This is a genomic window from 'Nostoc azollae' 0708 (assembly GCF_000196515.1).
Classification (GTDB): domain Bacteria; phylum Cyanobacteriota; class Cyanobacteriia; order Cyanobacteriales; family Nostocaceae; genus Trichormus_B; species Trichormus_B azollae.
Genome location: NC_014248.1, coordinates 2,323,813 through 2,349,714, shown reverse-complemented (window position 1 = coordinate 2,349,714; position 25,902 = coordinate 2,323,813). Strand labels below are relative to the sequence as shown.

At 37.8% G+C, this 25,902-nt stretch carries 23 protein-coding genes and 5 pseudogenes; 16 read left to right on the top strand and 12 right to left on the bottom strand.

Annotated elements, in window-relative coordinates; all coding sequences use genetic code 11:
- Positions 1–2,306 precede the first annotated feature (2,306 nt).
- A complete protein-coding gene (speB, locus tag AAZO_RS10705) occupies positions 2,307–3,347 on the top strand; it encodes an agmatinase SpeB (RefSeq protein ID WP_013191261.1) in 1,041 nt (346 codons plus the stop codon).
- A gap of 427 nt (positions 3,348–3,774) precedes the next feature.
- Here speB and plsY read toward each other — a convergent pair whose 3' ends face one another.
- The 4 genes from plsY to AAZO_RS10685 all read right to left on the bottom strand — a co-directional run bounded on the left by plsY (position 3,775) and on the right by AAZO_RS10685 (position 7,203).
- Positions 3,775–4,455 carry a glycerol-3-phosphate 1-O-acyltransferase PlsY gene (plsY, locus tag AAZO_RS10700; protein WP_013191260.1) on the bottom strand — a complete coding sequence of 227 codons (681 nt, stop codon included), beginning with the start codon at positions 4,453–4,455 and terminating at the stop codon, positions 3,775–3,777.
- A 58-nt stretch (positions 4,456–4,513) separates the two neighbouring features.
- Positions 4,514–5,764, bottom strand: coding sequence for a DUF3086 domain-containing protein (locus AAZO_RS10695; RefSeq protein WP_013191259.1), 1,251 nt, complete (start codon positions 5,762–5,764; stop codon positions 4,514–4,516).
- Positions 5,765–5,916: 152 nt separating this feature from the next.
- Positions 5,917–6,303 carry a DUF3119 family protein gene (locus AAZO_RS10690; RefSeq protein WP_041642952.1) on the bottom strand — a complete coding sequence of 129 codons (387 nt, stop codon included), beginning with the start codon at positions 6,301–6,303 and terminating at the stop codon, positions 5,917–5,919.
- 102 nt (positions 6,304–6,405) lie between these two features.
- On the bottom strand, positions 6,406–7,203 hold the full coding sequence (locus AAZO_RS10685) for an MlaE family lipid ABC transporter permease subunit (protein WP_013191257.1): 798 nt from the start codon (positions 7,201–7,203) through the stop codon (positions 6,406–6,408).
- A gap of 399 nt (positions 7,204–7,602) precedes the next feature.
- Between AAZO_RS10685 and AAZO_RS10680 the strand changes: the two genes are divergently transcribed.
- From AAZO_RS10680 to AAZO_RS10655, 6 genes are all read left to right on the top strand, one after another.
- On the top strand, positions 7,603–7,899 hold the full coding sequence (locus AAZO_RS10680; RefSeq protein ID WP_013191256.1) for a hypothetical protein: 297 nt from the start codon (positions 7,603–7,605) through the stop codon (positions 7,897–7,899).
- Positions 7,900–8,332: 433 nt separating this feature from the next.
- Complete coding sequence (sppA, locus tag AAZO_RS10675; protein WP_013191255.1) at positions 8,333–9,154, top strand: signal peptide peptidase SppA; 822 nt, start codon at positions 8,333–8,335, stop codon at positions 9,152–9,154.
- Between the two features lie 104 nt (positions 9,155–9,258).
- A complete protein-coding gene (aroH, locus tag AAZO_RS10670; protein ID WP_013191254.1) occupies positions 9,259–9,672 on the top strand; it encodes a chorismate mutase in 414 nt (137 codons plus the stop codon).
- Positions 9,673–9,711: 39 nt separating this feature from the next.
- The gene (locus tag AAZO_RS10665) at positions 9,712–9,999 is read left to right on the top strand and encodes a hypothetical protein (protein WP_013191253.1); all 288 of its coding nucleotides are present in this window, start codon (positions 9,712–9,714) and stop codon (positions 9,997–9,999) included.
- 459 nt (positions 10,000–10,458) lie between these two features.
- Positions 10,459–10,608, top strand: a complete 150-nt coding sequence (locus AAZO_RS37885; RefSeq protein WP_013191251.1) for a hypothetical protein — start codon at positions 10,459–10,461, stop codon at positions 10,606–10,608.
- A 326-nt stretch (positions 10,609–10,934) separates the two neighbouring features.
- Complete coding sequence (locus tag AAZO_RS10655; RefSeq protein WP_013191250.1) at positions 10,935–11,213, top strand: hypothetical protein; 279 nt, start codon at positions 10,935–10,937, stop codon at positions 11,211–11,213.
- A gap of 352 nt (positions 11,214–11,565) precedes the next feature.
- Here AAZO_RS10655 and AAZO_RS37880 read toward each other — a convergent pair whose 3' ends face one another.
- Both AAZO_RS37880 and AAZO_RS29890 read right to left on the bottom strand, forming a co-directional pair.
- On the bottom strand, positions 11,566–11,721 hold the full coding sequence (locus AAZO_RS37880) for a hypothetical protein (protein WP_228371611.1): 156 nt from the start codon (positions 11,719–11,721) through the stop codon (positions 11,566–11,568).
- A 188-nt stretch (positions 11,722–11,909) separates the two neighbouring features.
- A pseudogene (locus AAZO_RS29890) lies at positions 11,910–13,179 on the bottom strand (IS701 family transposase).
- Positions 13,180–13,654: 475 nt separating this feature from the next.
- On the opposite strand from AAZO_RS29890, the pseudogene AAZO_RS32765 reads away from it, so the two are divergent.
- The 6 genes and pseudogenes from AAZO_RS32765 to AAZO_RS10620 all read left to right on the top strand — a co-directional run.
- Positions 13,655–13,915, top strand: a pseudogene (locus AAZO_RS32765) (phosphate ABC transporter substrate-binding protein PstS); the annotation flags it as partial.
- Between the two features lie 6 nt (positions 13,916–13,921).
- Positions 13,922–14,110: pseudogene (locus AAZO_RS37875) on the top strand (phosphate ABC transporter permease subunit PstC); the annotation flags it as partial.
- A gap of 194 nt (positions 14,111–14,304) precedes the next feature.
- Positions 14,305–15,131 (top strand): annotated as a pseudogene (gene pstA, locus AAZO_RS10635) (phosphate ABC transporter permease PstA).
- Between the two features lie 185 nt (positions 15,132–15,316).
- On the top strand, positions 15,317–15,535 hold the full coding sequence (locus AAZO_RS43680) for a helix-turn-helix domain-containing protein (RefSeq protein WP_013191248.1): 219 nt from the start codon (positions 15,317–15,319) through the stop codon (positions 15,533–15,535).
- 434 nt (positions 15,536–15,969) lie between these two features.
- Positions 15,970–16,533: pseudogene (locus AAZO_RS10625) on the top strand (ATP-binding protein); the annotation flags it as partial.
- A gap of 174 nt (positions 16,534–16,707) precedes the next feature.
- The gene (locus AAZO_RS10620; RefSeq protein ID WP_144031281.1) at positions 16,708–16,914 is read left to right on the top strand and encodes a hypothetical protein; all 207 of its coding nucleotides are present in this window, start codon (positions 16,708–16,710) and stop codon (positions 16,912–16,914) included.
- A gap of 617 nt (positions 16,915–17,531) precedes the next feature.
- Here the strand turns inward: AAZO_RS10620 and AAZO_RS41290 are convergent.
- The gene (locus AAZO_RS41290; protein ID WP_266889024.1) at positions 17,532–17,654 is read right to left on the bottom strand and encodes a hypothetical protein; all 123 of its coding nucleotides are present in this window, start codon (positions 17,652–17,654) and stop codon (positions 17,532–17,534) included.
- Between the two features lie 314 nt (positions 17,655–17,968).
- Here AAZO_RS41290 and AAZO_RS10615 point away from each other — a divergent pair, with 314 nt between their 5' ends.
- Positions 17,969–18,373 (top strand): WD40 repeat domain-containing protein, encoded by a 405-nt coding sequence (locus AAZO_RS10615; protein WP_013191246.1) that lies wholly within the window; start codon positions 17,969–17,971, stop codon positions 18,371–18,373.
- Between the two features lie 406 nt (positions 18,374–18,779).
- On the opposite strand, the gene AAZO_RS10610 is transcribed toward AAZO_RS10615, so the two are convergent.
- From AAZO_RS10610 to AAZO_RS37865, 5 genes are all read right to left on the bottom strand, one after another.
- Positions 18,780–20,969, bottom strand: a complete 2,190-nt coding sequence (locus AAZO_RS10610; RefSeq protein ID WP_013191245.1) for a lytic transglycosylase domain-containing protein — start codon at positions 20,967–20,969, stop codon at positions 18,780–18,782.
- Positions 20,970–21,442: 473 nt separating this feature from the next.
- Positions 21,443–21,910, bottom strand: a complete 468-nt coding sequence (locus AAZO_RS10600) for a hypothetical protein (RefSeq protein ID WP_228371610.1) — start codon at positions 21,908–21,910, stop codon at positions 21,443–21,445.
- A gap of 518 nt (positions 21,911–22,428) precedes the next feature.
- Positions 22,429–22,968: a transposase gene (locus tag AAZO_RS10595; protein WP_013191242.1), complete on the bottom strand. Its 540-nt coding sequence runs from the start codon at positions 22,966–22,968 to the stop codon at positions 22,429–22,431.
- A gap of 3 nt (positions 22,969–22,971) precedes the next feature.
- Positions 22,972–23,115: a winged helix-turn-helix domain-containing protein gene (locus tag AAZO_RS43675; protein WP_420807063.1), complete on the bottom strand. Its 144-nt coding sequence runs from the start codon at positions 23,113–23,115 to the stop codon at positions 22,972–22,974.
- Positions 23,094–23,315 carry a hypothetical protein gene (locus AAZO_RS37865; RefSeq protein WP_013191241.1) on the bottom strand — a complete coding sequence of 74 codons (222 nt, stop codon included), beginning with the start codon at positions 23,313–23,315 and terminating at the stop codon, positions 23,094–23,096. The genes AAZO_RS43675 and AAZO_RS37865 overlap by 22 nt, the downstream gene beginning before the upstream one ends.
- Before the next feature lie 2,215 nt (positions 23,316–25,530).
- Here AAZO_RS37865 and AAZO_RS41285 point away from each other — a divergent pair.
- Positions 25,531–25,674, top strand: coding sequence for a hypothetical protein (locus AAZO_RS41285; protein WP_266889018.1), 144 nt, complete (start codon positions 25,531–25,533; stop codon positions 25,672–25,674).
- A 30-nt stretch (positions 25,675–25,704) separates the two neighbouring features.
- A complete protein-coding gene (locus AAZO_RS41280) occupies positions 25,705–25,902 on the top strand; it encodes an efflux RND transporter permease subunit (RefSeq protein WP_266889016.1) in 198 nt (65 codons plus the stop codon).

Here is a 25,902-nt window from a genome sequence, read left to right as displayed (position 1 = left end):
ATTCTTTTTCATAGGGTCAATGGCCCTAGTTATTGATCCATCCCAAAAAAGCTTGTCCTGTGATTCCTATATCTTGTCCCGGTACTATCTCTTGTGACCAGTGTGCCCTTTGTGTTTCCGCACACACACTGCAAATCCACTTCCATTGGCCTGTCCACCAACTCCACTACTTGTTGTGTTTGGATTTTTATTGGTTCGCCAAACAATTGCCCCTCACCTCACCATCCATACACTTGCCGTCCTACTATCTCAAATCTATTCTATCTACTCCACCAAACCCCTTTCTACTTTTTCCCCTATGCCCTGGTTGTCCTCTTGGTTTCCTTTGGGGAAATTTGTGTCTGGTTTTCTTCTGGTTTCTCTTCTTGTTTGTTCTCGGTTTTTTTGAGGATGTCTCCCAAGGGTGGTGTGGATCATGTTATGGTCTCTAAATCTCTACTGACTTTGAGTTTCTCTATTTCCTTTTCCAGTTCTAGTACTCTATTTCTTAGGTTCTCTATACTTTTGGCCTAGTCAATAATGATTTCTACCAGTTGCTCTGTTCCCAACTGCTTCAATATCTCTCTGTCTAGTTTTGGTGGCAGCCTCTTTTCCATAACTGCTATATTCTGCCTCACCTATCACACTTGTGAATATCCCACCACCTGAATCCTTACCTATTTTTCAACCTAAGTAGGTAGACACAAATAAACATAACTATAGAACAAAATGTAAATTACTTGAAACCCTTGGGATTGCTTGACTCCGCTTTGCTGCATTTACCATGACATAGTTATAAATTTTTCCGCCCACCTACTTAGTACAACATGGCGTAAATAAACCAACCATTCCAAATCTCTGAAACGCTCAGACCATATTCATTTTGAATTTTGTTGGCGCAGCTCTTCTGAAAGAAGCATTTTGAATTCATTGCGGTACTAGTTATAGTATAGCTTTAGGAACTAATACATTAAATTCCTAATCTATCTTTTGATAGTAGACTTATCCCAAACTCCTATTTCTTGAAAAACTATCATATTAAGGGATTCTTGGATAGATACCTATAGGAAGATGACTATAAAAAAGAGGAGAATTAAATTAATTCTGGTGTGTCGAATAACTGCTTCCTATGGAGGTTTAGCACAGTGCTAAACCTTTTTTATTATCTATAAAATTACATAGACATATTAGTTGGAAAATTTTGTATTCTTCCTATAGGCTGATTAATCTCTCTAACAAATTAGCTAATGTATGGTACTATATTATACTTCCAGTTAAGGCTTGGTATTGCACCAAGTCTTTATTTTCAGTCTGTTTAATTTCAGATACTCCTAGTACCGCCCCGAATTAAAAATGCTTCTTTCAGAAGAGTTGCACCAACAAAATTCAAAATAAATACGGTATAATCTTTCTAGCGATTTAGATATTAGTTAGGGTAATCAATAACAGATTCACTCATCTTTGTATACATCCTACAGGTAGATGAATTGAAATCTAAGCAAGTCTAAATTAGTTAGATATGGTAAACACTTGGTATATGTCTGGGTTTGGCTAACAACCAAGCCTTTTTTATTACTAATATCAAACTAAACTTACTGGGAAAGTAAATTAATCACCTCCAATATTTACCAGTATCATCAAATTAATCTCAGATTTTCATGTAAAAAATACTTGGAACATAAATGCATAAAATTATTATGCTGTAGATAGTGGAAATATCTCCTTATTAAGAGTAATATTCTATTTATTAATACCTGAAAATATTTCTTACCCTGGACTTATTTCAGGGTATTTTCTCATTTCCTAATTCAGTAGTAGAAATGCTTGTTAGAAGTTTACCGAGTATATTAATGATCAACTTGTTGAACTATGTCTTCATAAAAATGTGAATCATTAGCAGCTTTTAAAAAATTTGTACACATCTTATAGGAAGATGAACATTAATTAAATAGGGATTAAATTAACTATATATGGTAAACACCTGGTATATACCAAGGCTTGGATCTAGTCCAAGCCTTTTTTATGCCTAAGATATTTACTGAATTAGATTTATACGAAAATGTTGGACCTAATTGACTTGATTGAAAGTTTTAACCAAGTAAGGCTGTATCAGTTGTTAGGACATTTGGATACATCCTTTAGGAAGATGATCTGTAAGCAGACTAGAACTAAATTAATTTAGTACGTTGTTAAGCACAGCAATTATAGAGGTTTGGCAGTAAACCAAACCTTTTTTTAAAATGTATTTTACTGGTCTATAATGCTACAATTATGAAGATAAAGACAAAGCAGATTTTGTCTGCTGATATAGACCCGAAATCTCAGCGATGAATAATCACAACCAAGACTACAACCCCAATGGTATAGCTGAAATCAATGGTAATATCCTGGGTTTACCTGATGATTATAACTCAGCAAACTTGATTATTTTTGCTGTACCTTGGGAAGTTACCGTTTCCTACGGTGCAGGAACAGCAAACGGACCACAACGAATTTTAGATGCTTCCTATCAAATAGATTTATTTGATTTTGATCATCCTGACGGTTGGAAACAGGGGATTTTTCTCGAAGAAATTCCCAAAGATATTTTGGAGAAAAATAATTACTATCGTCAAGAAGCAGCCAAAGTTATGCAACGACAAGCCGAAGGTAAAGCACTAACAGAAACACCAGATTTAACTCCTGTACTCACAGCAATTAATCAAGCTGGTGAACAGATAAATCAATGGCTGTTTACCCAGTGTCAAGCCGCGATGAATCAGGGTAAAAAAGTGGCTGTAATTGGAGGTGATCACAGTTTACCTTTGGGTTATTTTCAAGCATTAGCTACCAAATATGAAAACTATGGCATTCTCCACATAGATGCACACGCTGATTTACGAGATGCTTATGAGGGATTTGAATTTTCTCATGCATCTATCATGTTCAATGCCATAAAGATTCCACAAATTTCTAACTTAGTACAAGTGGCTATCAGAGATATTTGTCAAGATGAAGTAGATATAATTCAGGAATCTAATGGTCGGATTACTGCTTATTATGATCAAGCCATTAAACAGAAATTATATTCCGGCATGAATTGGATTGATATATGTCAAGAAATTATCAATAATTTACCTGAAAATGTTTATATCAGCTTTGATGTGGATGGATTAGATCCTAAACTCTGCCCAAATACTGGTACTCCAGTTCCTGGTGGATTAGAATTAGAGCAAACTTATTGTTTGTTTAGAGAATTAGTTAATAGCGGTAGGAAAATTATCGGTTTTGATATTTGTGAAGTTGGGGATGCTGAATGGGATGGTAATGTAGGAGCAAGAATAGTTTATAAGTTAGCTAATTTATTAGATTTATCCCATCAACAATAGTCAAAAATAATATTTTATCAATGGGAAGTATCAGTTACAAACAAGAAGTTGACAGATAGAAAGTCATAAACTAAAAATTAGATTCTGCGTAAGATTTCAGGAGTCAGGAGTCAGAATGTTTGAGAAACTGGTTAATTAGGGCTTGCTCAATAAACTTCAAACCTGGATAAATCAATAGTTCAAGGGTTATTCAAGGTGGATAAGATGCAGGAGATAAGCTGTGATACCATGAAAACTCAAACACTTTTTCAGATTCTAGATGATTCTAAATCCTCCTCCTCTTCCTCCTAACTCCTGACTCCTAATCGTCACTAACAACTTTTTCCGCAAGCCCTAATTATAAAATAGGTATTTTTGGCGTTAGCCTGAAAAAGCTGAATGCTTACGATTATGCATTTCTAATTTTGAATTTTTGGATTGGTATCACCTATGCAGTTTGTTCTGGTTCGTTGCCCACTTTCTGCCCAATTTTGGGTTCAATACCAGCCAAAATACGCTCAATATTACTATGATGGCGAATTATAATATATAAACCACCAGCAATACTGAACAGAATATATGCTAAGGATTGGTGGAAAACTACCATGAAAATAGAAACAGCAACAGCACCTGAAATAGAACTTAAAGAGACAATTCTGGATATGGCAAATACCACAGCAAATATTCCCAATGTTGCTAAACCGACTTGCCAACTTATGGCTAACAAAACACCCAAACTAGTAGCAACGGACTTACCACCAGTAAAACCTAAAAAAATAGATTTGCTGTGTCCCAACATGGCAGCTAACCCAACTAAAGTAACTAACCAAGGTTGCCATAATCGCACATCTACTGTTGTGGGAATCAGATTTTGCCCCCAGTCACAGTTGAACAAGAAGTAAACAAAAGTTATTGCTAAAACTCCCTTCAAGCAATCAATCAATAATACAAAAGCCCCAGGAACTTTCCCCAAAGTTCTGAGTACATTTGTTGCACCAGTAGAACCAGAACCAATTTCCCGAATATCAATACCCTTTAACACCTTTCCAGCAATATACCCAGTGGCAAAAGATCCCAATAGGTAAGCTAATAAAACAACAGCCCCACACAAAGTTAACCAAATAGCCATAACAATTCAAAATTCAAAATTTAAAAACTTAACCCAATGCCTAATGCCCTATGATTAATTAAAATTCATCATCAAAACCCCTGTCTCGCATCATTTTGGGATCTGGGGTAAAAGCTAACCAAAGGGGAAATTGTAGTAATCCTAAACTAATTTGCTCTTCCGAATCATCAATAATAATTAAAGGCATTTGATTGGCTTTAACTAATCTGTCTGCTTTTTGTCCTAAAGCTGTTGCTGATTCAAATAAAACTACCCCTCTGTCTGGTCCAAAGTCTGGGCGGTCAATTCCCAGACAATCTTGTAAACCGCGTCGCCATTCACCCAAACGTTCTGGGCTATTAGCTAAAATTAGGGTCCGCACGCGATCACCATACAGTTTATTTAAGATCGAAATCGCCGCCGAAGCAATTAAAATATTCTGTAACCTGCTACCCATCGTCCGTAAAGCACCCCGTCCCCCCAAGGTAAAAAACCAATTAGAGACTCTTTCTGCATGAACAGGTTCAAAGGTACGGCGTAATTGCCATGCAGGTCCATAATAATCAGGCTGGTTGCGATATTGATCAATTAAACGGCGAATTTGTTTTGTCGTATCTTGAAACTGTTGTTGGGCTAATTGCAGGGTCGCAGACTGTTGTTCAACAGGTTTAGCTTCTTTGACTGCTGGTTTCTCTCTTTCCTTGACAGTCACTGGTACAAGTTGCAATTGCTCTGCTGCTGCAGCCAAATCTTGTAAGCTACCTGTCAGATAGTCTTTAAAACCCTGTACCCGAATTGCCAAATCTTGAGATGTTCCCGCAAAAGTAGTTCGCATTTCATTTCGAATGCGTTCTTGTCTTCGTTCGAGTTGTTCTACAGAAATTTGCAGGGTTTGCTTCCGTTGTTCTAAAAGTGCTAGGGACTCTTGCAGCATTTTCGAGAGTGCAGTTTGCGTTTCACTCACTTGTCCCTGGAGAGTTTTGTAGGTAATTTGTAGCTGGGATATTTCTGTTTTCAAATCTGCTTCAGTTACTTGCAACTCAGTCACTCGTTGCGCTGCCTGTGCATATAGTGAATTAAGTTCTAATTCTGACTCCAACACCCCAGTTTTTACTTCACTAGACTCTTGTGCTGATACTATTTCCTGTTCTTGCGGTTCTGTAACGGTGATAGCTGACTCAATAACAGTATCTTCTAGTAGTTCATCTAATAGCGTTGGTGCTTCTGTTTTTGGTTCTGAATCAGTAGATAGACCTGTAGAACATTGTTCTGGTGTTTCTTCCCACCATTCATCAATTGGTTTTGGAGTTTGAGATTCCTCTGGGTTCATAAAAAATACTGTTATTCCTAATAGTGCTAATAGATCGAAGGTAGGGATAGGGGAGTTAGGGATAGGGGAGTAAGGCTGTAGGCTGTAGCCTTTAGCCTGTAGGGGGAGAATCAATATTTATCTTTCTTCTGCCTTTTTCCGCTGAATACTGACTAAATACGTGGACAACGCTCTTCCAAGCAAGATTTTAAGGTGTTAGGGTCAAATAAAATTGGTAAAAAGTGAATGCTGTTGATTTCTTTAAAATAAAACAGGATGGGAACTCTATTCCAGAAAATTCGCCAGTTTTGCCATTCTCGGTAAGGAAAAAGCCGAATTAGTTTTTCGCCCCGATAAAGTTCAAAGTCAGTAGCTGTAAATTGGAATCGCAGTGTTACAGCTTGCAACATCAAAAATAATCCCAGCAGTGCGAAAACTCCTCCTACCCAGGGTTGTACTAATATCAGTGGAATTGAACCAAGCACTAAGACGAGAGGGATATTGTAAGTAGGCTTGAGTTCCACTGTTGAAGTGGTGTTAGGGGTAAATGAACTCTTCATATTGTGTTTGGTAAAAAAAGTATTGGGCATGGGGCATGGGGCATGGGGCAGAGTATATTAATCTTAAATTTTAAATTTTCTCTCCCCTACACCCTTTTTCCTTCACAGCGCTGGAGTCAATCCACCACCGGTTTCCTGAAACATTAACCAAGAAAGGAAAAAGTTGCTGATAAAGATTATTAGCAAGGCTGTAACAACAGCCGTTGTCGTTGATTGACCTACACCTTTTGCTCCTCCTGTGGTTGTTAAACCCCAACTACAGCCAATGATGGCGATTAAAACGCCAAAGCAGCCTGCTTTGATCATGGCGCTACAAATATCCCAGATGTCGAGAAAGTTACGGGCTGAGTCTAAAAAGACTGTGTCTGATAGGTTGTAAATGTGGGTAGCAATTATCAATCCCCCAAACATCCCGGCCAGTAAAGACAGAAGAGTTAATATAGGCAGCATCAATAAACAAGCGATGATGCGGGGAATAACTAGGTAATCAATTGGATCAGTTTTTAAAATTAATAGAGCATCTATTTGCTCTGTAACTCGCATTGTGCCAATTTCTGCGGCAAAGGCAGACCCGACCCGTCCTGCTAAAATTACTGCTGTCAACACAGGTGTGAGTTCTCTGGTCAATGCTACTGCAAGTACCCCCCCCACCAGGTTTCCTGCACCAAAGTTGATAAACTCCCGCGCTACCTGAATGGTAAATACTGCTCCGACAAAAACGGCTGTCAATAAGGCTATAAACAGGGAGTCTGGCCCTACTGCGGCTAATTGTTCTAAGGTGTTACGTCGATGGATTTTACCTTTCATTAGATGAACTATTACTTGTCCACCTAAAAGAATCGCTGCCAGCAATCGCTGACTCCACGTACCTAAACTGGATTTAGATATAGTCTGGCTCAATGTTCTCTAGTGAACTCGGTAACTGCTTTAAGAATAGCGAAAGTCATTGGTCATTTGTCATATATCATCATCAACTTTCTTCATTCTCTGATTACTATGGCTTTTTGAGTAAAGGTTAACTTAACTTAAAGAATCTCTCGGAAAATTAAGCTCGCTTTTCAGCTCAGCAAATCCCATTTCAATTCATACTTTCTAAGTATAACCCTAATTTATCAAGGGTTTCGCGGTTTAGAAGTGGTTGAAATTAACCCATCATTTGTGGGAACTATTAACCGTTGCTTTTAATGAAAACTTAAGATTTTTGACAGATTCACCGTTCATGAGCGATCACCAGTATTGTAGAGATGGACGTGTAAATGTTCTGTCATTGTCTACGTTACTTCCGGAGCTTGCCTGCTAATGAGCATATTTACTAATTTTCTCCGATCACTCCTACTTACTACTATTTTCAGTTTTATTGCCCCTATCTTCTTCGTGGGCAGTACGCTGGTATTTTTGTGCCTTTCCGTTTACGTTCCAGTCTTACAAGGCTTAACTGAGGATATTCCTACTCAGATTTTCCATTTCCTCGCAACCTTTGGTACTGGGAGTCCCATGAATGGTTTATTTGTGATTAGTTTGACTTCTGGTTTTGTAGGCGGTTTATTTGATATTTATGCTTACTACCGATATCAAATTCTCCGCATTGATTCCTAATTACACATTTGCCCTAGCTATTCTTAGGTGCCGGATCAATTAACCTAACTCAAAATAAACTGTGTTGCTGTTTCTAACTCAGATTCAGAGTTGCTATGGCTAAAATTTTATCCACCTAAAAGAAAATCACTCATTAGTTACTAGCTACTAAAGACTACACTCTCTAATGAAATTTATTATTTACTAGCACCAGATTTCTGTATTGAGGTGATTAAATTTTGCTTGCCTGCAATTATTTTAATCCTAGTCTGGGGGAATATGAGAATTTACGTTCATGAAGAAGGATAGCAAATCAAACTATATACAAAATCTAAAATTTTCCTTAAGATTCTAAAGAATTTCATGGTTAAGCACTTTTCTTAACAGATTGAACGAGGTCATCTGACCGTTAGGCATTTTATATTAAATTTATTAATAAGTGATTAGATTACTCATGGTTTGGCCCTTTAAACCCAAGTTTCGTAAACAAATTGCGCGGATTGAAATTACTGGTGTGATCGCAGGCGCTACCCGCACGCGAGTGTTAGAAGCCCTAAAAACTGTAGAAGAAAAGAAATTTCCTGGTTTACTGCTACGCATTGATAGTCCTGGTGGTACAGTGGGAGACTCTCAAGAAATCTACAGCGCCCTGAAGCGATTAGGTAAAAAAACTAAAATCGTTGCTAGTTTTGGCAATATATCGGCTTCTGGGGGTGTTTATATCGGTATGGGAGCAGAACACATTATGTCCAACCCAGGCACAATCACAGGCAGCATAGGCGTGATTTTACGTGGGAATAACTTAGAACGCCTACTGGAAAAAGTCGGTGTTTCCTTTAAAGTGATTAAGTCTGGGCCTTACAAAGATATTTTGTCTTTTGACAGAGAACTAACAGAAGCAGAAGAGAATATCCTGCAACAATTAATTGATGTCAGCTATCAGCAGTTTGTACAAACTATCGCTGAAGCACGTTACTTAGCTGTAGAAACTGTGAAAGGCTTTGCTGACGGACGGATTTTCACTGGAGAACAAGCGGTAGAATTGGGAGTTGTAGACCGTCTGGGAACAGAAGAAGATGCACGTCGCTGGACAGCGGAATTAGTCGGACTTGATCCAGAAAAAACTCCTTGTTATACGCTAGAAGAACGTAAACCATTGTTGAGTCGAGTTCTACCTGGTAGTCGTCAGACAAAATCAGGAATCAGGGCTGGAATTGATTGGCTTGAATTCGAAGTCTCTACAAGTGGTTTACCCTTGTGGTTATATAGACCCTAGAGAGTGAGTAGTCAGTGGTCAATGGTCAGTGATAAAAACCAAAAGTTGACAACTGACTGATCAGATGACTAATGACTAATTACTAATTAAGGAGGATTTTGCAAGTGGAATGGCAAATGCGGGCGATTCGTGGTGCAACAACTGTTGCAGAAAATAGTGTAGAAGCAGTTCGAGAAGCAGTAACAGAATTACTGGATGAACTGGAAAAGAGAAATAACATTCAACCCGAAGACATGATTAGCGTGACTTTTTCCGTCACACAGGACATAGACGCTATTTTTCCCGCCGCGATCGCTCGCAGTCGTCCTTTATGGGACAGTGTAGCTATGTTGGATGTCCAGCAAATGCATGTTGAAGGTAGTCTACAGCGTTGCGTCCGCTTTTTAATTCACGCCAATTTACCAACTTCAGCACCCATTCACCACATTTATTTACGTCAAGCAGCTAAACTGCGTCCAGATTGGAGTTTACCCCAAACGTTACAAACTTCACAGCCAGTAATTAAAACTAAAGTTTAAAATCAGCAGGTCAATTACATAAGTAAAACTTAGCGCCAAATGACTTATTACAGTGGTGACGCAGTTACTCAACCTGCTGGTATTGGTGGAAGTCTTTTCACTCATAGAGGTACTGGTGTATGTGTAAAATTAGAGAATTTTTTAAATATTCTCTCCAAGAGTAAAGAGCCACTTGTTATTGTCACCAGTGAAGGTTATTTTACGAAAATATATAAGTACGTGACGGCCTATAAGGGTTTTGTGTTTTTCACAGAATCCTTAGATAAATTGGAATTTGGTAGCAATATTGAGGTGATTTACGGGCAGAGTTTAGGAACACATTTTTGATAAAAAATATCAGATGGCCGATAAGTCTCAACTCCTTATTCGTTATGAGTTGTCTTGCGGACATCATGTAGTTAAAAAAATAATTAAAGCTTCTGCTTCTTTATCCGGCGGTAGTTTTATCATATATGTCACTCACTTTTCTGAGGACAAAGAAATCGTAACGGGTTAAGCCATAGACAAATACAATCTTGTATTGAAGGTTAGTAAGTCTTATGCGGGGATGAAGATCGAATCCTGATTACGGACGGATGAAGTAAAAGTAAATAGTTCTCGAACACGTTTTATAGAAGATAAAAATGTTGTTTATTTAGGAGCACATGCCTATCCTGGTAATAACTCTAGTGCAAGTTCCCGAATGTCTGTACTAGCCTGCCTGTTTAGCTCATGAATTATCACATATGCAACGTTTCGACAGGGGCTATCGGCGACCCATGGATATGCCTGATATACTTACTGGATATGCCTGATATACTTATAGATGAAGCTGAAACAACCTTAAATGCTTCCTTTCAAACTGTACTTAACCCCAAAGATAGAGAAGACTTAATAGAAGATGCAAGAGATAGACTAACTGAGTGGTTGGCGAATAAATTGAAGTCAGGAGAATAACTATGATTACAAGAGTAGAACCCAGCGGTGTATACTAAAAGATATTTGTCAAATTCAAACAGAAAAATGTATTGCAAAAGATTCACCGACGGCTATCACTGCTGTTTGGTATTCCCCAGTACGTAAAGAAGTTAATGTCTGCCGCTCTTGCCTTGATGAAATGATACGCAGGCGAGAATGGGAAATTAAAGGTGCTAGATTAAGGCATCGCGCCGATTATAGCCATTTTTAATGCTGAAGGTAAAATTAAGCTAATAGCAGAGGTTAAGAAGATATTTTTACTGAGAAAATCTGCTCAACTACGTGCCACAGAAATCATAGGTAATTTGCTAGTACATTCAGCTATACCAAATACTCCCTTTTTCTTCGTTGCTTTTCCTGATAACTTTTATTTGTGGAAGGAAGAAAAACTTGGTAGTTTTGATAAATCGGCAGATTATGATCTCGATGCCAATGAAATTATTAAGAACTATGCAGAAAAAGTTCATATTTCTCCACAGGAAATGTCTCCTCAAGAGTTTGATATTTTAGTTGCTGATTGGCTAAAAGATTTAGTTAAGGCTAAGAGTTCTAAAGATAGTTTGAAATGGGCGACAAAATCGTGACTTTATCATCCTATTAAAGATGGTTCAGTTGCTATTGAGGTTACATTACCAGAACTATTACATTCTTTGGTTATTTAGCTTGGATAGGTACAAGCGATATTAATAGGCTTATTTGATGTGATTTGAGTGATTCTAGATAAGGATGCATTACATTATGTACTCGATAAATTTTGGTATAATACCATATTTCATCCATTGAGCCTCTTTTTTCTCGCCAACATTCGTGTAATTCTTCCAATACAACATCAAGACCAATTTTGTTGCAAAATTTAAAATAATCAGCAAGTGTTTTAGGCAAAGAATATATGCTAACTGGCAAGCCTTATATGATATTTTCTTCAATACCTTCTTCTCAAGAGTTACCAGACATATAAATGATTCTGAGTGGGAGAAGATTATCTTTAGGAGGACGAGATTTTCGAGGTATTGCCAGCCAAACTTCAAAAAGTGTTTGTGCTTCTATTGCTTCTGCATCTGATGTTCCTGTATAGGTTTGTAATATAGTCAATTCTTCTCTTGCTTTTTCATGACTTTTTCAGCAAGCCTTAAATAAACCAATCATTCCAAATCGCTGGAAAGCTTACGCTGTATTAGTTATGACATTTGATTTATACCTTGTGCTACTAGGCATTCAAATTTTGGCCACTAATCATGAAATTCCTTAGCGCCACACCATTAACGGGACGTAAACAAAAATCAAGCCCCAATGTAGCCCAAACTGGCTTGATCAGAAGGAAACACGTCCGGATTCAAGTTCAACCAATCAATAAAGAGAAAAGATATAGCTGTTCTCAACGGTTCTAAAGCTGCAGTAAAAGTATTCAAAGGTTTCTTAGCCCACCTTGGTCTTAATCCTCCAGTCCACTGATGGCAAAGAATAAAAGTGTAGGCACAGAAAACCAAAATAAAATGGCGCAGTAAACTACTTTTATCTCCAACTTGATATTCGTTGAGTCCTAACCATCCCTTGGGTTCCCTGTAAACAACTTCTACCCAATTTCTTTGAGAATATATATCAACTATCCATTGGGGTGTGACAATTGATGAAGAAACGTTGGTAATAAAGTAGTCAATATCAGTGGCTTGAGAGAAAGTAGAAGTGTTGATGATGATAGCAATATTGCCCTTTCCAGTTAAGGCTGATATTTCTACTTCTTTAGTTACTACCCATAATGTTTTGGGTTTATCTAACTCCAGTTGAATTTCTGTAAAAGCCTCTTGGGGTAAACTTTGTGCTAATTCATCTAATCTAAATATTTGTGGACTATCCTCTTGTTCACTGGCAAGGACTTTGGGATTTTTAGCTAATCCTCCTCAATACTTTAAATGCCGATTTTCTATCTTTAATAAGGAAGAGCTATTGTGGCCATATCCAGCATCTATAATTACTATTCCTGGTTGATAACCACGGCTCAAGGTCAGATCTATTAATTTAATTCCTAACTCAGGTTTATTCTAAAATAGAGGGTCTTGTTTCCCTTTGGGTAAAGAATCACCGTGGTGATCTAACTCTATATCTAATGGTAAGCTTTTACTGCCATCATATAGATGTGTTGTTACTACTACTATTCCAGTATCCCTTTTCCCAATTTCTCCAATACATTTTCTTCCTACTCCATCCCTAAAATTCCCACTTTTTCTTTCTATGGCCAGAATCATCAATTATTAAGCTACATCCTCTGGTGATTCTCCTCTGACTACACGTGTTCATCATCTCTAAGCGACGGTCATTAACTTGGGAACTTGACCAAGGTGCTTCATTTAAAACGTGGTGTAATCGGTGGTACGTCATCCCTAGGGCATTCTCTGCCATTTGAAATAGGTTTTTTCTCTCACTTTCACCCAATCATCCCCCTAAATCATGTCTCAACTCTCTTTTCTGCGCTTTATGAGTAAATACATCATCAAACCTTTAACACCATCTTTCAAACCATGGTGCCATTGCTGCAGCAGTGGTTTCTTTCATCAGCTTCTTTTAACGTGAAAGCTACACCTAAATCCCATTATACTCCTTTTTACTCTTAACTTTTGTTTAAGTCCCCTTAACATGAATTGGTGAATAAAATCACTACTCCTTTGGGAAGAATCTTAAAGATAGTTTAATTTATTAGACCTCTTGCAGAATTAATTTTATCTTATACAAGGGGGTTGTCTTCGTTTTGGCCAAAAGTTAGAGTTACACGGTTATATATATTTAATTAAATTAGCGAGCGCAGAGAATACCAAAAATACATAAAATCTATAACTCTCCATTATACCACAGAAAGAATTGTGTACTAGATCTATTCTTTAACTTCTATTAATTTCTAGTTAATCACCAAGTATGAACTTTATTTCAGGCTGTAATTTTCTCAGGAAAATATTCCTTAAATCTTGAGGTAGTATGAGTTTTTCGACCACCATTCTGAACCATTCTGAAGCATTCTGAACCATTCTGAACCATTCTGAACCGTGTAGTGACTACTTCAGTGCTAACAGGGGCTGTTGTGTTTACTCCAATTTTGACAGTAATTGCTCAAGGAGAAACTCTCAACCGTGCAGGAGCAACTTTTCCGGCTCCACTTTACGAACTTTATGCAAGTGAAGTTAAGCAGAAATATCCTGACTTAAAAGTTAATTACTAAGCAATTGGTAGTGGTGCTAGTATTCGTCAAACTATTGCTGGAACTGCTGGAACTGTGGATTTTGGTGCTAGTGATGCAAATTAAATTAGTATATCTTTACTTGATCCAGCTTATACAATTCCTGCTGTTTTAGCTAATGAATCTGCTGAAGGTGAACCTGCATTACATATTGGTGCATTAAGCTATTTAGGTTTAGTTTTGTTTGCATTAACTTTAGCTGTGAAGATTGGTGCTATCTTATTAGTGCAATGGGTTGGAAAGGAAAATAAATAAGCATCTTTCATCTATCATCCAAATCAATAATCTGGACACAAGTGACTGTTGATAAATTAATACTGAAAAAATACATAAGGCACAAAGATAGTTTTTTATTGTCCACTAAAAATCTCATTAAAAGTATCTAATTGATATGAATAAATTATAAATTCCTAAACTCTGAAATAGATGAATCCCTATCTCAATAATTAATCGATCCTCTACCAAATGGCAGACGATTATTTACCTACTGAATTTCATTTCCTTTGGATTGAGTTTATTAGTATTTGTTCCCTTATCATCAATTTTGTGCGCAATTATGTCGCGGAGAATGTCTGGATTTAAACCAGAAATGTTATACAGTCCCTTGATTGAAAATGGCTTTCCTAATGCCATTATTGAAACTATTCTCATGGTAGGTAGGTATTGGGGCATTTTTGAGCATTCCTGTAGGTATCATGACCGGAATTTTTCTAGCAGAATTTAGTAGAACTAATAAAATTACTAATTTCGTGCGTTTTTTCAATTCTACTCTCACAGGTATACCTGCCATAGCTGTTGGTATGTTTGCCTATGGGGTAATTCTTCTCTAAAGAATTTACTGCCTTAGCTGGTGGCTATTCTTTATCTGTAATTATGTTGCCAGTAATTGTATTAACAACACAGGAAGCATTAAAACTGATACCTATCTAACAAAGTCTGGCTTCAGCCGCTTTGGGTGAAACTCGATTTCAAACTACATTTAGGATTGTTGTCACGGCAGCAATTCTAGGCATTACTACAGGTATTTCTCTAGTGATCGCACGTGCAGCACGTGAAACAGTAGCACTACATTTTCACAGCTTTATTTAGTCAAAACTGGTCAGATGGTTTAATGAATCCCACAGCTTTATTACCTGTATTAATTTTTAATCTCTACAACAGTGCAGATCCAGAAATTAATAAGTTAGTTTGCACTACCTCTATAATATTATTGAGTTCAGTTGTATTTTTCAGTCTTATCTCTCGGTTATTAAGTCGTAAGAGCAGGAGGAATTAATATTTTTGTAAAATACCTATCCGGAAAATTAACTTGGTGTCGAAAAAATGGTAGAAGGGAATTTTGAGGGTGTACCAAAAGGAAAAATCTACTAAATTAACTATATTCAAGAATATCCACATCGTACAAAATAAATACTGGGAATAACTAACCATCAGTTTCAAGACTTGTTAGCCCAAGGTGAAATGCAGCATGAAAAACTTCAAGGTGACATAGAAAGTAAAAAGATAGGTATACATCAGCAAGGAGGAGGACAGAAACCGAAACTAGTGATAGAAGAAGAGGTATGTCTATGCTTGTTCTATTGGAGGAAAATGCCAACATTTGAGGTTTTAGGTTTGCATTTCAGTATATCCAAAACGGAAGCAAAGGATACATTTGATTACTGGCTAGAAATATTATGAAATGTTTTCCCTCCTAGTCTCCTTGAACAGGTAGAAAAACATGATAGCGATTATGCTGTGGCGACTCAGAACAAAAGGCAGGAAACAAAGAGTTTTCCACCAAGGGTATTTTTATTCAACACGTCATTAGACTTGTAAGAATATTCCGGTTACCTCAACAAAGATTTTCCCTGAATTCCTGAATTTACTAAGAACTGAATTCCTGAATTTACTCACAAGTAATTCTCACTATTTGTGGTTTAGTCACATTAGGAACTGGCTCATTAGTTTTGCCAATTTCACAAATGTTATGGATATGAGGTCAGTTATGAATTTGTCATCAACATCTTAATGGATAGTTCCTATCCGTAACTATTCCAAACCCTGATTATTTCCTTAGCTCTTTCCTAATCTTAACACTATAGAAAAACAGACACAGACTCCTTTGTAAATTTTTGGACCTCTCTATTGATAGCACCGAACTGCAACATCCCTTGGGTGGTGGAGTTTCACCAAGAGTATTGCCAATGATAGCTGTGTTACTACGTTCTGGGGAAATTTACACAGAAGGATTAGAGGTAATGCGGCAAATATTTTTAGCCAGGGCTTTTCCTGACATTTTACCTAGCGAGCACTTAAACTTGATTACAGGACTATTTGATCACCAAGAAAGGTTAGGCCGCTTATGTTTAATCAGTGGTGGCGAAGTTCGTGATTTATTACGATTACTGTTTGACTGTTTGCGAGAACAAAATCCTCCCTTTGAGCGAGAATATTTAGAACTGGTAATTGAAAGACAAAGAGACTATCGCGCTAATGCTATTGACCCCCACGAATGGGAATTAGTCTTTCCAGTAATGCGGGAACAAAGAGTAAAAGGAGATATTGAATAGTATACATTATGACGCAGTTTGTTTATTTTTGAACATCCCGATCGCCAGGGAGCTTGGTTTAGTATCAACCCGGTCTTAGCAGAAACCCAAAACTCTAAATCATGGTTGAAAGAAATACACCAATAGATATTGATATTGCTAATGAGAGTGGCTTACGCAGTTTAGCTAGGGCAATCTCTCTTTACTCATGGGGAATCTTCTGTTGTTTTGGTGTATTGTAATTATGGAAGTCTACGGGATTCAATCCTGCAAAAATTCATGGAAATGCTAGGGGAGTCTCACAAAATTCAAAAAGTATTATTGAAACCCAATTATAATAGTCTTGATACAAGTATTCGTATTCATGTGGAACAACAAATTCAGCAACCTACAGCATTAATAATTGTGGGTTTAGAATCAGTAAAAAGACTCGATAAACTGCAAATCTTTATTAATCAAATCCGTGACGAATTTCGCAAACCTCACCCATTTCTAATGGAAATCTGGGTGAATGAGGAAGTTTTGTAAAAAGTAGTATAATTAGCACCAGATTTTGCTATTTGGGCAGCAACACCGATAAAATTTGCAATGAATACTAGTCCATTGTTAAATATTGTCTGATAGGGAACAGACTATTTATTTGTACTAGCTTTACACAATGAAAATCCTCAAAATCACCAAATTAAAAGTAAGGATTCAGGTCTAAGGAAGAGGGATTAAAGAAGGTGTATGGAAAGCAGAGTGAACCATGGCTTTCATAGGTTGGTCAAAACACTCAATTAGAGGAAGTGCTTGACGATGACAAGTTTGTATAACCGTCAATAAATTGGCAGGATGTTGGAATAGCTCCAGAGAAAGAGAACCACCACAGACTTTTCATTGTGTCAGTGCTAAACCTAACCTTGGTTCACCTAAATTATGATCAAGGTCTATTGCCTAAGGAAGGTAAAAGTTTACCAGGTTCCCCTGGGGCTTGATCAATGAATGAATGGAAGATTCAACTTTTGATTGAAACTAGGATGGCCAAGTCAAGAATTCATGAAGGTTTTGGGTTTGTTGGAATAAAGGGTAGTTTTTAAAACCTTCATCTATGAGGTCCATGAATTTTGTGCCAATTTTTCGGTGATTGAAGCCAGGAATCTTGATTAGTGTCTTGAAGTGACGGGGTAGGGTAGATGTGCCTGACATTTATGTTGAGTTGTGACCGGATAATTGTTATAGGCAGTAAAGTCATCAGAACTGAGTACACCAGAGTAACTTGAACCCACAATGGATTCTAATTCGGTAGGACAAGGAGTATCAGACTCATAAAATCAAGGGAAGTCACTATTGGCAAAAATCCATAACCATTGTTTCACCCCTTTGACTACCCAGGGTGTTTCATGCCCAAGGAGATGAGGCTAGGTTTGTTTTATCCACTGTTTGAGGCTATTAATACTTTGAGCCACTGGACCATCTATTAGCTACTAATGTTCCCAGTCCAATTTCTATTTGACCCAGTTCCCACAACAAGAAGTGTTGTTTTCCTCATAGGGTCAATGGCCCTAGTTATTGATCCATCCCAAAAAAGCTTGTTGTGTGATTGCTAACTTTTAGTATTGATAGTAGGGTAGAACTTTGGAATCGTGACGGTATTTTGCGGAAACGATTACCTCGGAATGGTGATAGTTTTATCAGTCTGAGTTTTAATCCTGATGGTAATATTTTAGCTGTTAACAGCGATGATAAGATTAGGCTTTGGAATCAGGATGGAACTTTGCTGATGGTTTTAAAGGGTGAGAAGGATGAGTTGACCAGTATCAGTTTTAGTCCTGATGGTAAAACTTTGGGTGCTGGTAGTGGTAATAGAACGATAATTTTACGCAGCCTGTCTGATATTAAGCTGGATTTTTTAATCAAACAAGGTTGCGAACTACTAAAAGATTATTTAGAGAATTATCCTAAAACAGTGGAAATTGATCGCTCTTTGTGCAGTACTACATTGTAGCTAAAGGTTACTTACTACTTAAGTAATTAGCAACCTCTTCCAATGTTTGAACCAAATTTTCCAAAGTTTATATATTCGACTTGTCTTGATTGGAATCACTCTTATCAGTAGAAACTTGTGGTTGGTTCTGAGTATCATTTCGGTTAATAAGCTGCATAGATTTTGCTCCCTGAGTGATTAACATGATTGAACATTATGGGCTCATCATAAATCATACATAATTTAAAATACTTACATCAGATAAGTTTTTATGTAATTTCTCAGATATGACTAAGTGACTCCACTTTTACTTTACAAAGTAAACTAAGAACAGGAGTCAGGAGGAAGAAGTCAGGAGGAAGAAAGAAGAAGGAATATTTCTTCTTCTCCCCTACACCCCTTTCATAACTGATAACTGATAACTGATTTACTGTATTGGTAATTTCGGTTGTTCTGCTGAGTACTTAGCCACTAAAGCGGAAATTGATGGGTTATACAAACGCATATAGTTCCAGTAGTTACCCAATACTTGCCTGACGTAATTTCTGGTTTCACCAAAGGGGATTTCTTCTAAAAACTCATCTGGGTCTTGTTTGGGTATGGTTTGCAACCATTTGGCAACGTTACCCGGTCCTGCATTGTAACTAGCGAGCGCTAACATAGAATTATTACCATATTGCTGATGAGTATGATCCAAATACCATGTACCCAGCATGATGTTATCGTTGGGATTTTCCAAATCAAGGGTTTTCATATCCACATTGATTTGTGGGGCTATCCAAGCCGCTGTACTGGGCATTACCTGCATTAAACCAGTTGCACCCACTGTAGATTTAATTTTGGGCTGAAACATGGACTCCTGCCGCATCAAAGCTGTAACCAGGAGAGGATTAACTTGACGTGCTGTAGACCACTTGGCAATCTCTTCGAAATAGGGGAAAGGATAACGGGCTTGCCAATAACTAATCTGTTTGCTTAAAGCTGCATATTCTTCGTATTCAGCGGGTGTTTCCCGATCTTCTAATTTAGATATCTTCGTAATACCGGATAGATTTTCACCCTTTGCTAACCGCATCAACCCTTCCGTAAATTGTTCGGCTACAGTCGGTTGGCTTTTGTTCTTAAATTCACTTTCCCACTCTAACCAAGCATCATGATCCTGTCCTAGCAAATATAACTCCTTAAAAGCATCTGAACCCGCTGTCGGTACAGGACGTTGCGGTGGGATAATTTCCGGGTTCATCAACCGCAGGTTATTAAAATCACCTACATCCCAACCTAAAATGCTGGCAGAACGCCATGCATAATAAGATTGGGGAAATTGGCTAAGTACGTATTTGTAAGCATTGTGGGCTTCCTGTTGTTTTCCCAGCATAGTTGCCCATTTACCTACCCAAAAACTTGCTCTGGGTGCCAAAATACTTTTAGGATTTTCTATAGCAATTGGTTGCGCCCATTGCCATGCACCTACATAATCTCTAGATTTGGATCTATTGAGGGCAGTTTTCCAGCGATATTCTGCTGCTTCCTCAGAGTTGCTGTACTTACCTAACAGTAATTTCCAAGCTGTATTAGCTGACTGGTTATCTTTGAGAGTTTCCAATAATTGGGCTTTTTTTACTAGTGCGCTAGGCGCTTGTTTAGGAAACTTATTAATAATTTGGTCAAGATAAGATATGACACCTTTACCTGGAGCGATTTCTGCTAATCTTAATAGGGCTGTTCCTGTCTCTTCGGCGGTGGGAAATTGTTGTACCTGTTGTTTATAAAGAACAACTGCTTGATCTCGCTTTTTATCTAACTGCAATCCCCTGGCCGTGCGGTACAAATTTTTTGCCGTTTTTGGCGCTTTAGCATAAGCCGTAGCCGCCTTGGTAAATTGATTATTTTCCCAATATACTGAACCAATTAATTCCCAATCTGCTGGTGTGAGTTGAGGCTGTTTCACCAACTGATCTAAAATTCCCACAATTCCCGGCTCATCAGCAGCATATTTTGCTAAGGTTAATTGTAACTTAGATTGATTGGGATTATCTTGTAAGCGTTTGCGGATAATTTCCCAGGTGAGGGGATGGGAAGGAAATTTTGCGATCGCCTGATCATGTAATTTTAGTTGCCCAATCAAATATATAGCCTTAACTGCCGCAGCTTCTTGGGGATAATCTTTCAGAACCTTTTGCCGCAGATCCGAAGCCTTACCCTTCTCACCCAGAATATCTTGCGCCTGGGCTTGCTTGAGCAAAATATAAGCTGCTAAAGCAGGATAGTCTTTTTCCAGCCCTTCCAGCAAACTTAGTGCTTTTTCCCCTTGGTCAGTTTCAATGTAATCACTTGCCAAAAGATAACGGGCCCGTTCCCTATCTGGAGAACTCCCTTTCCCAGTAATTTCAATTAGTTTAGTTACTCTTTCCGGTAAAGATTGAGATACTAAAGTAAATACAATTGAGTTGGTCTTATTCGATTTAGATAACTGTTCTGGCTCATTCTGACTCAGATTCAACCATTGACTGAGGGTTTTTCCAGCTTGTGGGGCTGATATCATACCCCCCACTAAAAAGGCACATAGTCCTGCACCAGCAATCAGATAAATTTGCTTGTTTTGTAGTTTCTTCAGCATGGATACTTGCTGTTAGCCTAGTGTCTCGAAGAGAAAGATTCCGATCAATTTCCTGTCACTCTAACACTACTAGCTGAAAATGTTATCATTTTGGAGTTGTAGATTGGGGCTTTTTGGATCAAGACACCACATTTACGGTAGTTATCCGATTTTGGATTTTAAACGTTCACAAGCCTCAGTCAAAGGATATTAAGTAGGTGGGTGTTAACAATTGTTGTTATGACAAGGCAAGAGGTGAACCACAGCAGTCTTGGGGAACCACTGCGGTGGAAAGGTTTCCCGGCATAAAGGAAGTGGCGTGGTTTCCCCCATGTAGGCGCTTCGCCTTCCCCCAGGGTCTGACTGGAGAACCCGAAGGGCAAGAGGCACTCATGCAATAGGGAAGAGGTTTTAGTCGATTTTACTTTTCGTTACATACTACTCTCCGACAAGCCGCTGCGCGTCTAAGGTTCTTTTGTGCCTTCCTACTTAGATTAAATCTGGGGGATTGAGGATTTTGGATGTTCAGAAGCCTCAGTCGAAGGATTTCGGATTGATTCCTTGGCTTGGACACTCCTTTTGCAATTCATTAGTAATGCGCTTAATTTCCATTTCCTTTGGTGATGGGTTGGATAAAAAATAATATCCCAGTTCAACACTTTCAAATGACGAATTAACACCCCTATAGGGTTGACCCCTTGAGTAATTAGCCAAATTGACCAACCAATCAGTTTCAATGTATTGAAAATAGATGTACGAGTTAACCATTCATGAAATGCTACACGCGCTTCATCTAAAAGAGGATGATACTCGGAGATGATTTCTGTATCATGAAAAATTGGTGAATTAATACCATGAATTCCACTGACTTGATAATTTCCCATTTTAATTCTTGGCAAACAAGAAACTTCTAAGTGATATAAATCATGGTAACAAAGCAAATCATCACGTATATTTATCAACCTACCTCCTATTTTTACCCGGTCTTTACTGACACAGCCTAGCGATTTTTTGATTGATAGATCAATCAAAATTTGTGAAGGAGGAATAAAAATGTTCATAGATAGATGAAATTTTATTTCAAATTAAGTAATTAGCAGATATTTTCAGTTGTTAAGCTAGGCATTAGGGGTTTATATTGATACTAATGTGTGCCTTACAAAATATAATTTATTCTATAAATAAATAATGTCAAGTCTATATACAACATCTAAAAAACCGGAATTGTCTGATTATTTGATTTTCATAAAATATTCTTCTGGTAGAATTTGTATAGTAGGTAATTGGAAGCTTTTTAAGGGCAGTTACTGCGGTCAAGTGGCGTGAATTTAGGGGGATGTGAAGATATTTAATACACCACTAGTGACTTTTAAAACATGCTCCTCAATAGGACTGCCGATCCCTTTCTACTAAAAGAATAGGGTTAGATAGCAAGTCACACTCAGGTGTGATAAAGTCCGGAATATCTGCTGAGGATTCATCAAGTATTTGACATCAAGTATTTGACATCTTCAAGAGATAATCGGATTTGCTCCATAGTAACAGTAGATGGTAAATGATGTAATTTCTGTAGTCGAAGTAAATGGATTTCATACTCAGCTAAATTAAAATCAGGTGAATAAGCAGGTGAATGTAAGAAATTTACTTCTATTGTATCGCAAATTTCTCTCGATAGAAGATAGTCATAAAGCAAACCCTTCATTTTTTGTGTATGAGTAGAGTTATTATCTAAAACTATGTCAATCCTGGTGCAATTCTCTTGAAGAGAGTCGTGACAAAAGTGAGCAAAGTAGGCAGCTATATCTTCCGCTTTTGCCTTGGGGTGCAATTGGAAATAAAGTTGTTCACTAACAGCATCTACACCCAACACACCATTCAGCTCATGCTGTTGCTGTTTCTGGTTACTTGAGACTTCAGGTTTTGTATTTTTCTCCGCCCAAGCATAATACAAACTGGGTCTATCATAGACAGCAAACTCATCGTAAAAATCAGTTTGTCTTGTGGTTGTAACTTTTGACATTTTTTATATTCTTGAACCCCACTCTTTTTGGGCGTCAAGATTGGCATTTTCATAATCTCGATGAGCCCTTTGATGAGACGAACCTAGCTCATCCAATATTTGATAGATTCGACTATCTTTAAGTTCTAAGTTCCATCTGGTTGTGATGATCTCTCCAATAATTTCACCTGTCCAAATATAACGGTCAATTGACGACGGAATACTGGATACAGTGATAAGTTTGCCAGACTGTACGCATTGGGTATCAGCAATATTGCATCCGTCATTTCAAATGTTGCATCCTTTGTCCGACATAAAAATTGGTATCCTGCTTGACGGAATTCCCTTAGTTGTGGAAAAACATCCATAGCGGTTGACAGTTTGGAGTGCTTTTTTAAGCTTCGGCTACTGGGGTGCTTGTTCTTACAGGCATCCCTTGATTTTTGTAGTCCCACTACCTAGCGAGCGCTCTCCTTTAGTCTAAACTCCAGTTTTAATCTTTCCGTCTTTGCACTTTTGCGTAAGACTAAATTCATACTCTTAATCAGCAACGCTAATCATGTTAATTACCTCCAAATCTCCACTTAAATTCTTCAAACGCCTCTGAAAAAAGAAGAGTCTGATGGATATATCCCTTCTAGTAAACGGCTTCGATAGTTTTCGGAGATGTCTAAAAGATGAAATTCGTATGCTATACGATACAATTAGTGGAGAAGGGTATAGTTTCTGGGATATAACTGCCACCTGCGTATGATACGGTCATATCTTTTGAAGAAGGGCTAGTTCTGCGTTTATTTTCAATATATTCAAAAGAAAATGAGCATTGGATGCTCTACATGCCCAATGGAAATTTTTTAAGTATAAGTCCTGGTACAAATTGGTCTTACGAATCTGCGAGTTAAATGTATGTAGGGCTTGCTGATCACGTAGCGTGGCGTTAAGCCATATAAACAAAAAACCTAGATAAATCAAGAGACTTGGGGGGATAAAAAGTGAATAAGGTGCAAGAACAAGAGTTAAAATAAGTGAAACCCCTTGCATGGAGGTACATTAATATAAATCAAAATGTATCAAAAGGTGCAAGAACAAGATACTTTGTTTTTGAAGGTAATAAAGACCAAAAATATCTAATAATTTGCTGCTATAGTGCTTTACTACGCAGCATGTGGGACTGACACTAATTTGCTCTACCTCAAGAAACACATTGCATTGGGTCAGAAATAGGGATAAATTCTAAACCAAAAGCCTGAGCTTTTTTTCAAGTTGATGAGTACCTGGTCTCTATACTGCTGCTCATAAGTGTAACGAACTGCAAATATAAACCCTTCGAACCGCAAACAAGGCAATTTTGAAACCACAATAACTGCAAATAAAGAGGGTGTCAAACAATACCTTAGCTAGAAAAAGAGTATGTATTGTCTTTCCATTGAGTTCTATCTAGGGGTTTAATCAATAAATAGTGACTGCGGTTTAAATGAGCGTGCTGAAATTTCTTCAATGATCGGAAACTATAGTAGCACTATACTCAAGGCATTTGATTTTTAAAATCTTTGTAGATGAGGACGACGACTATTTTCTTGTATTGGTAACGGCAGGTTGGCTGCTAATCTTTCTATTCTTACTTCTTTCTGAGTTTGAAGTCCCCACACCAGCATTTTGAGGGTGATTAACTGTCTATTGCTCAGGTATTTTTCTAGGATTTCTTGATAACTGGACTTTAGACTAAAAGAGAGCGCTCGCTAGGTAGTGGGACTACAAAAATCAAGGGATGCCTGTAAGAACAAGCACCTCAGTAGCCGAAGCTTAAAAAAGCACTGCAAATTCTCAACTCCCCAATAATGTTACTGATGGAGTGACTTGATGCCACTAATGACGTGGGAGTTATAGCTGGCGCGTGATATTGTCAGTGACAATCCCCTCCCTTGGCAGAAACAAATGACCTTACTTACTCCTAGATGGGTTGCATAAGCTATGCCTGGGATTTTGCTCAGGGTTTCCTCTCCTGCCAAACCACCAAAACTACCAGGTAAATCTCCTAGCTGGCAGACGGGACAGAAGAGGCAACACAGAATTCTCTATCCCATCGTTAAAAAACGTACTTCACCTTCAGCTAAAGCCCGACCCAAACCTGCTTGAAAAGTAATTTTTCTCATTTTTTACTCTGCTTTTTTTCAACTCAGCCTCCCTGAGTCATTTTGTGCTTTTAGTCTACACTCCAGTAGGAAAGATAACTTGCTTATGAGAAGTCAAAGCTGATTTTGTGGCACAAGCTGATTTTGTGGAACAAGCTGATTTTGTGGAACAAGATGCTGCTGAAGAGTTCAGAAAACAGCAAATAGTCTCAACATTATTCAAGTTAATAATAGATTAGACGTCTTGCAGAATTAAGTTTATGTTATAATGGGAGTTGTCTTTGTTTTAGCCACAAGTTAGAGTTACACGGTTATATTTAAATTAGCAATCGCAAAGAACACCGAAAATACATAAAATCTAACACCCTGTATCATACCACAGACACAATTCTGCAAGAGGTCTATTAAACGAGGGGATGGCAGTTTTAATGGTGGAAAAGCAATTATTGTCATGATTAATAAACAGCCTTTAGCTGATACACTAACTGTCACCCGTACCATTGAAGCAGCAATAGAGGAAATTGACAATAAAAAAAAAGATATCACAGTTACAACTGAGTTTCGCCAAGGAAATTATATAGATTCTTCCATATAAAATGTCCGTAAAGCATTAATTAATGCTAGCATGATCGTTGCTATTGTTCTCATTCCTTTCTTAATAAGTTGGCGTAACCTTGCTGTTTGTCTAACCGCCTTACCTCTACCTTTATTATTACGAGTTATGGCGCTGAATTGGTTAGGACAAGGTTTAAATAACATGACTTTAGGTGGTTTAGCCGTCGCCATTGATTCAGCAGTTGATGATGTAACAGTTTATGCATAA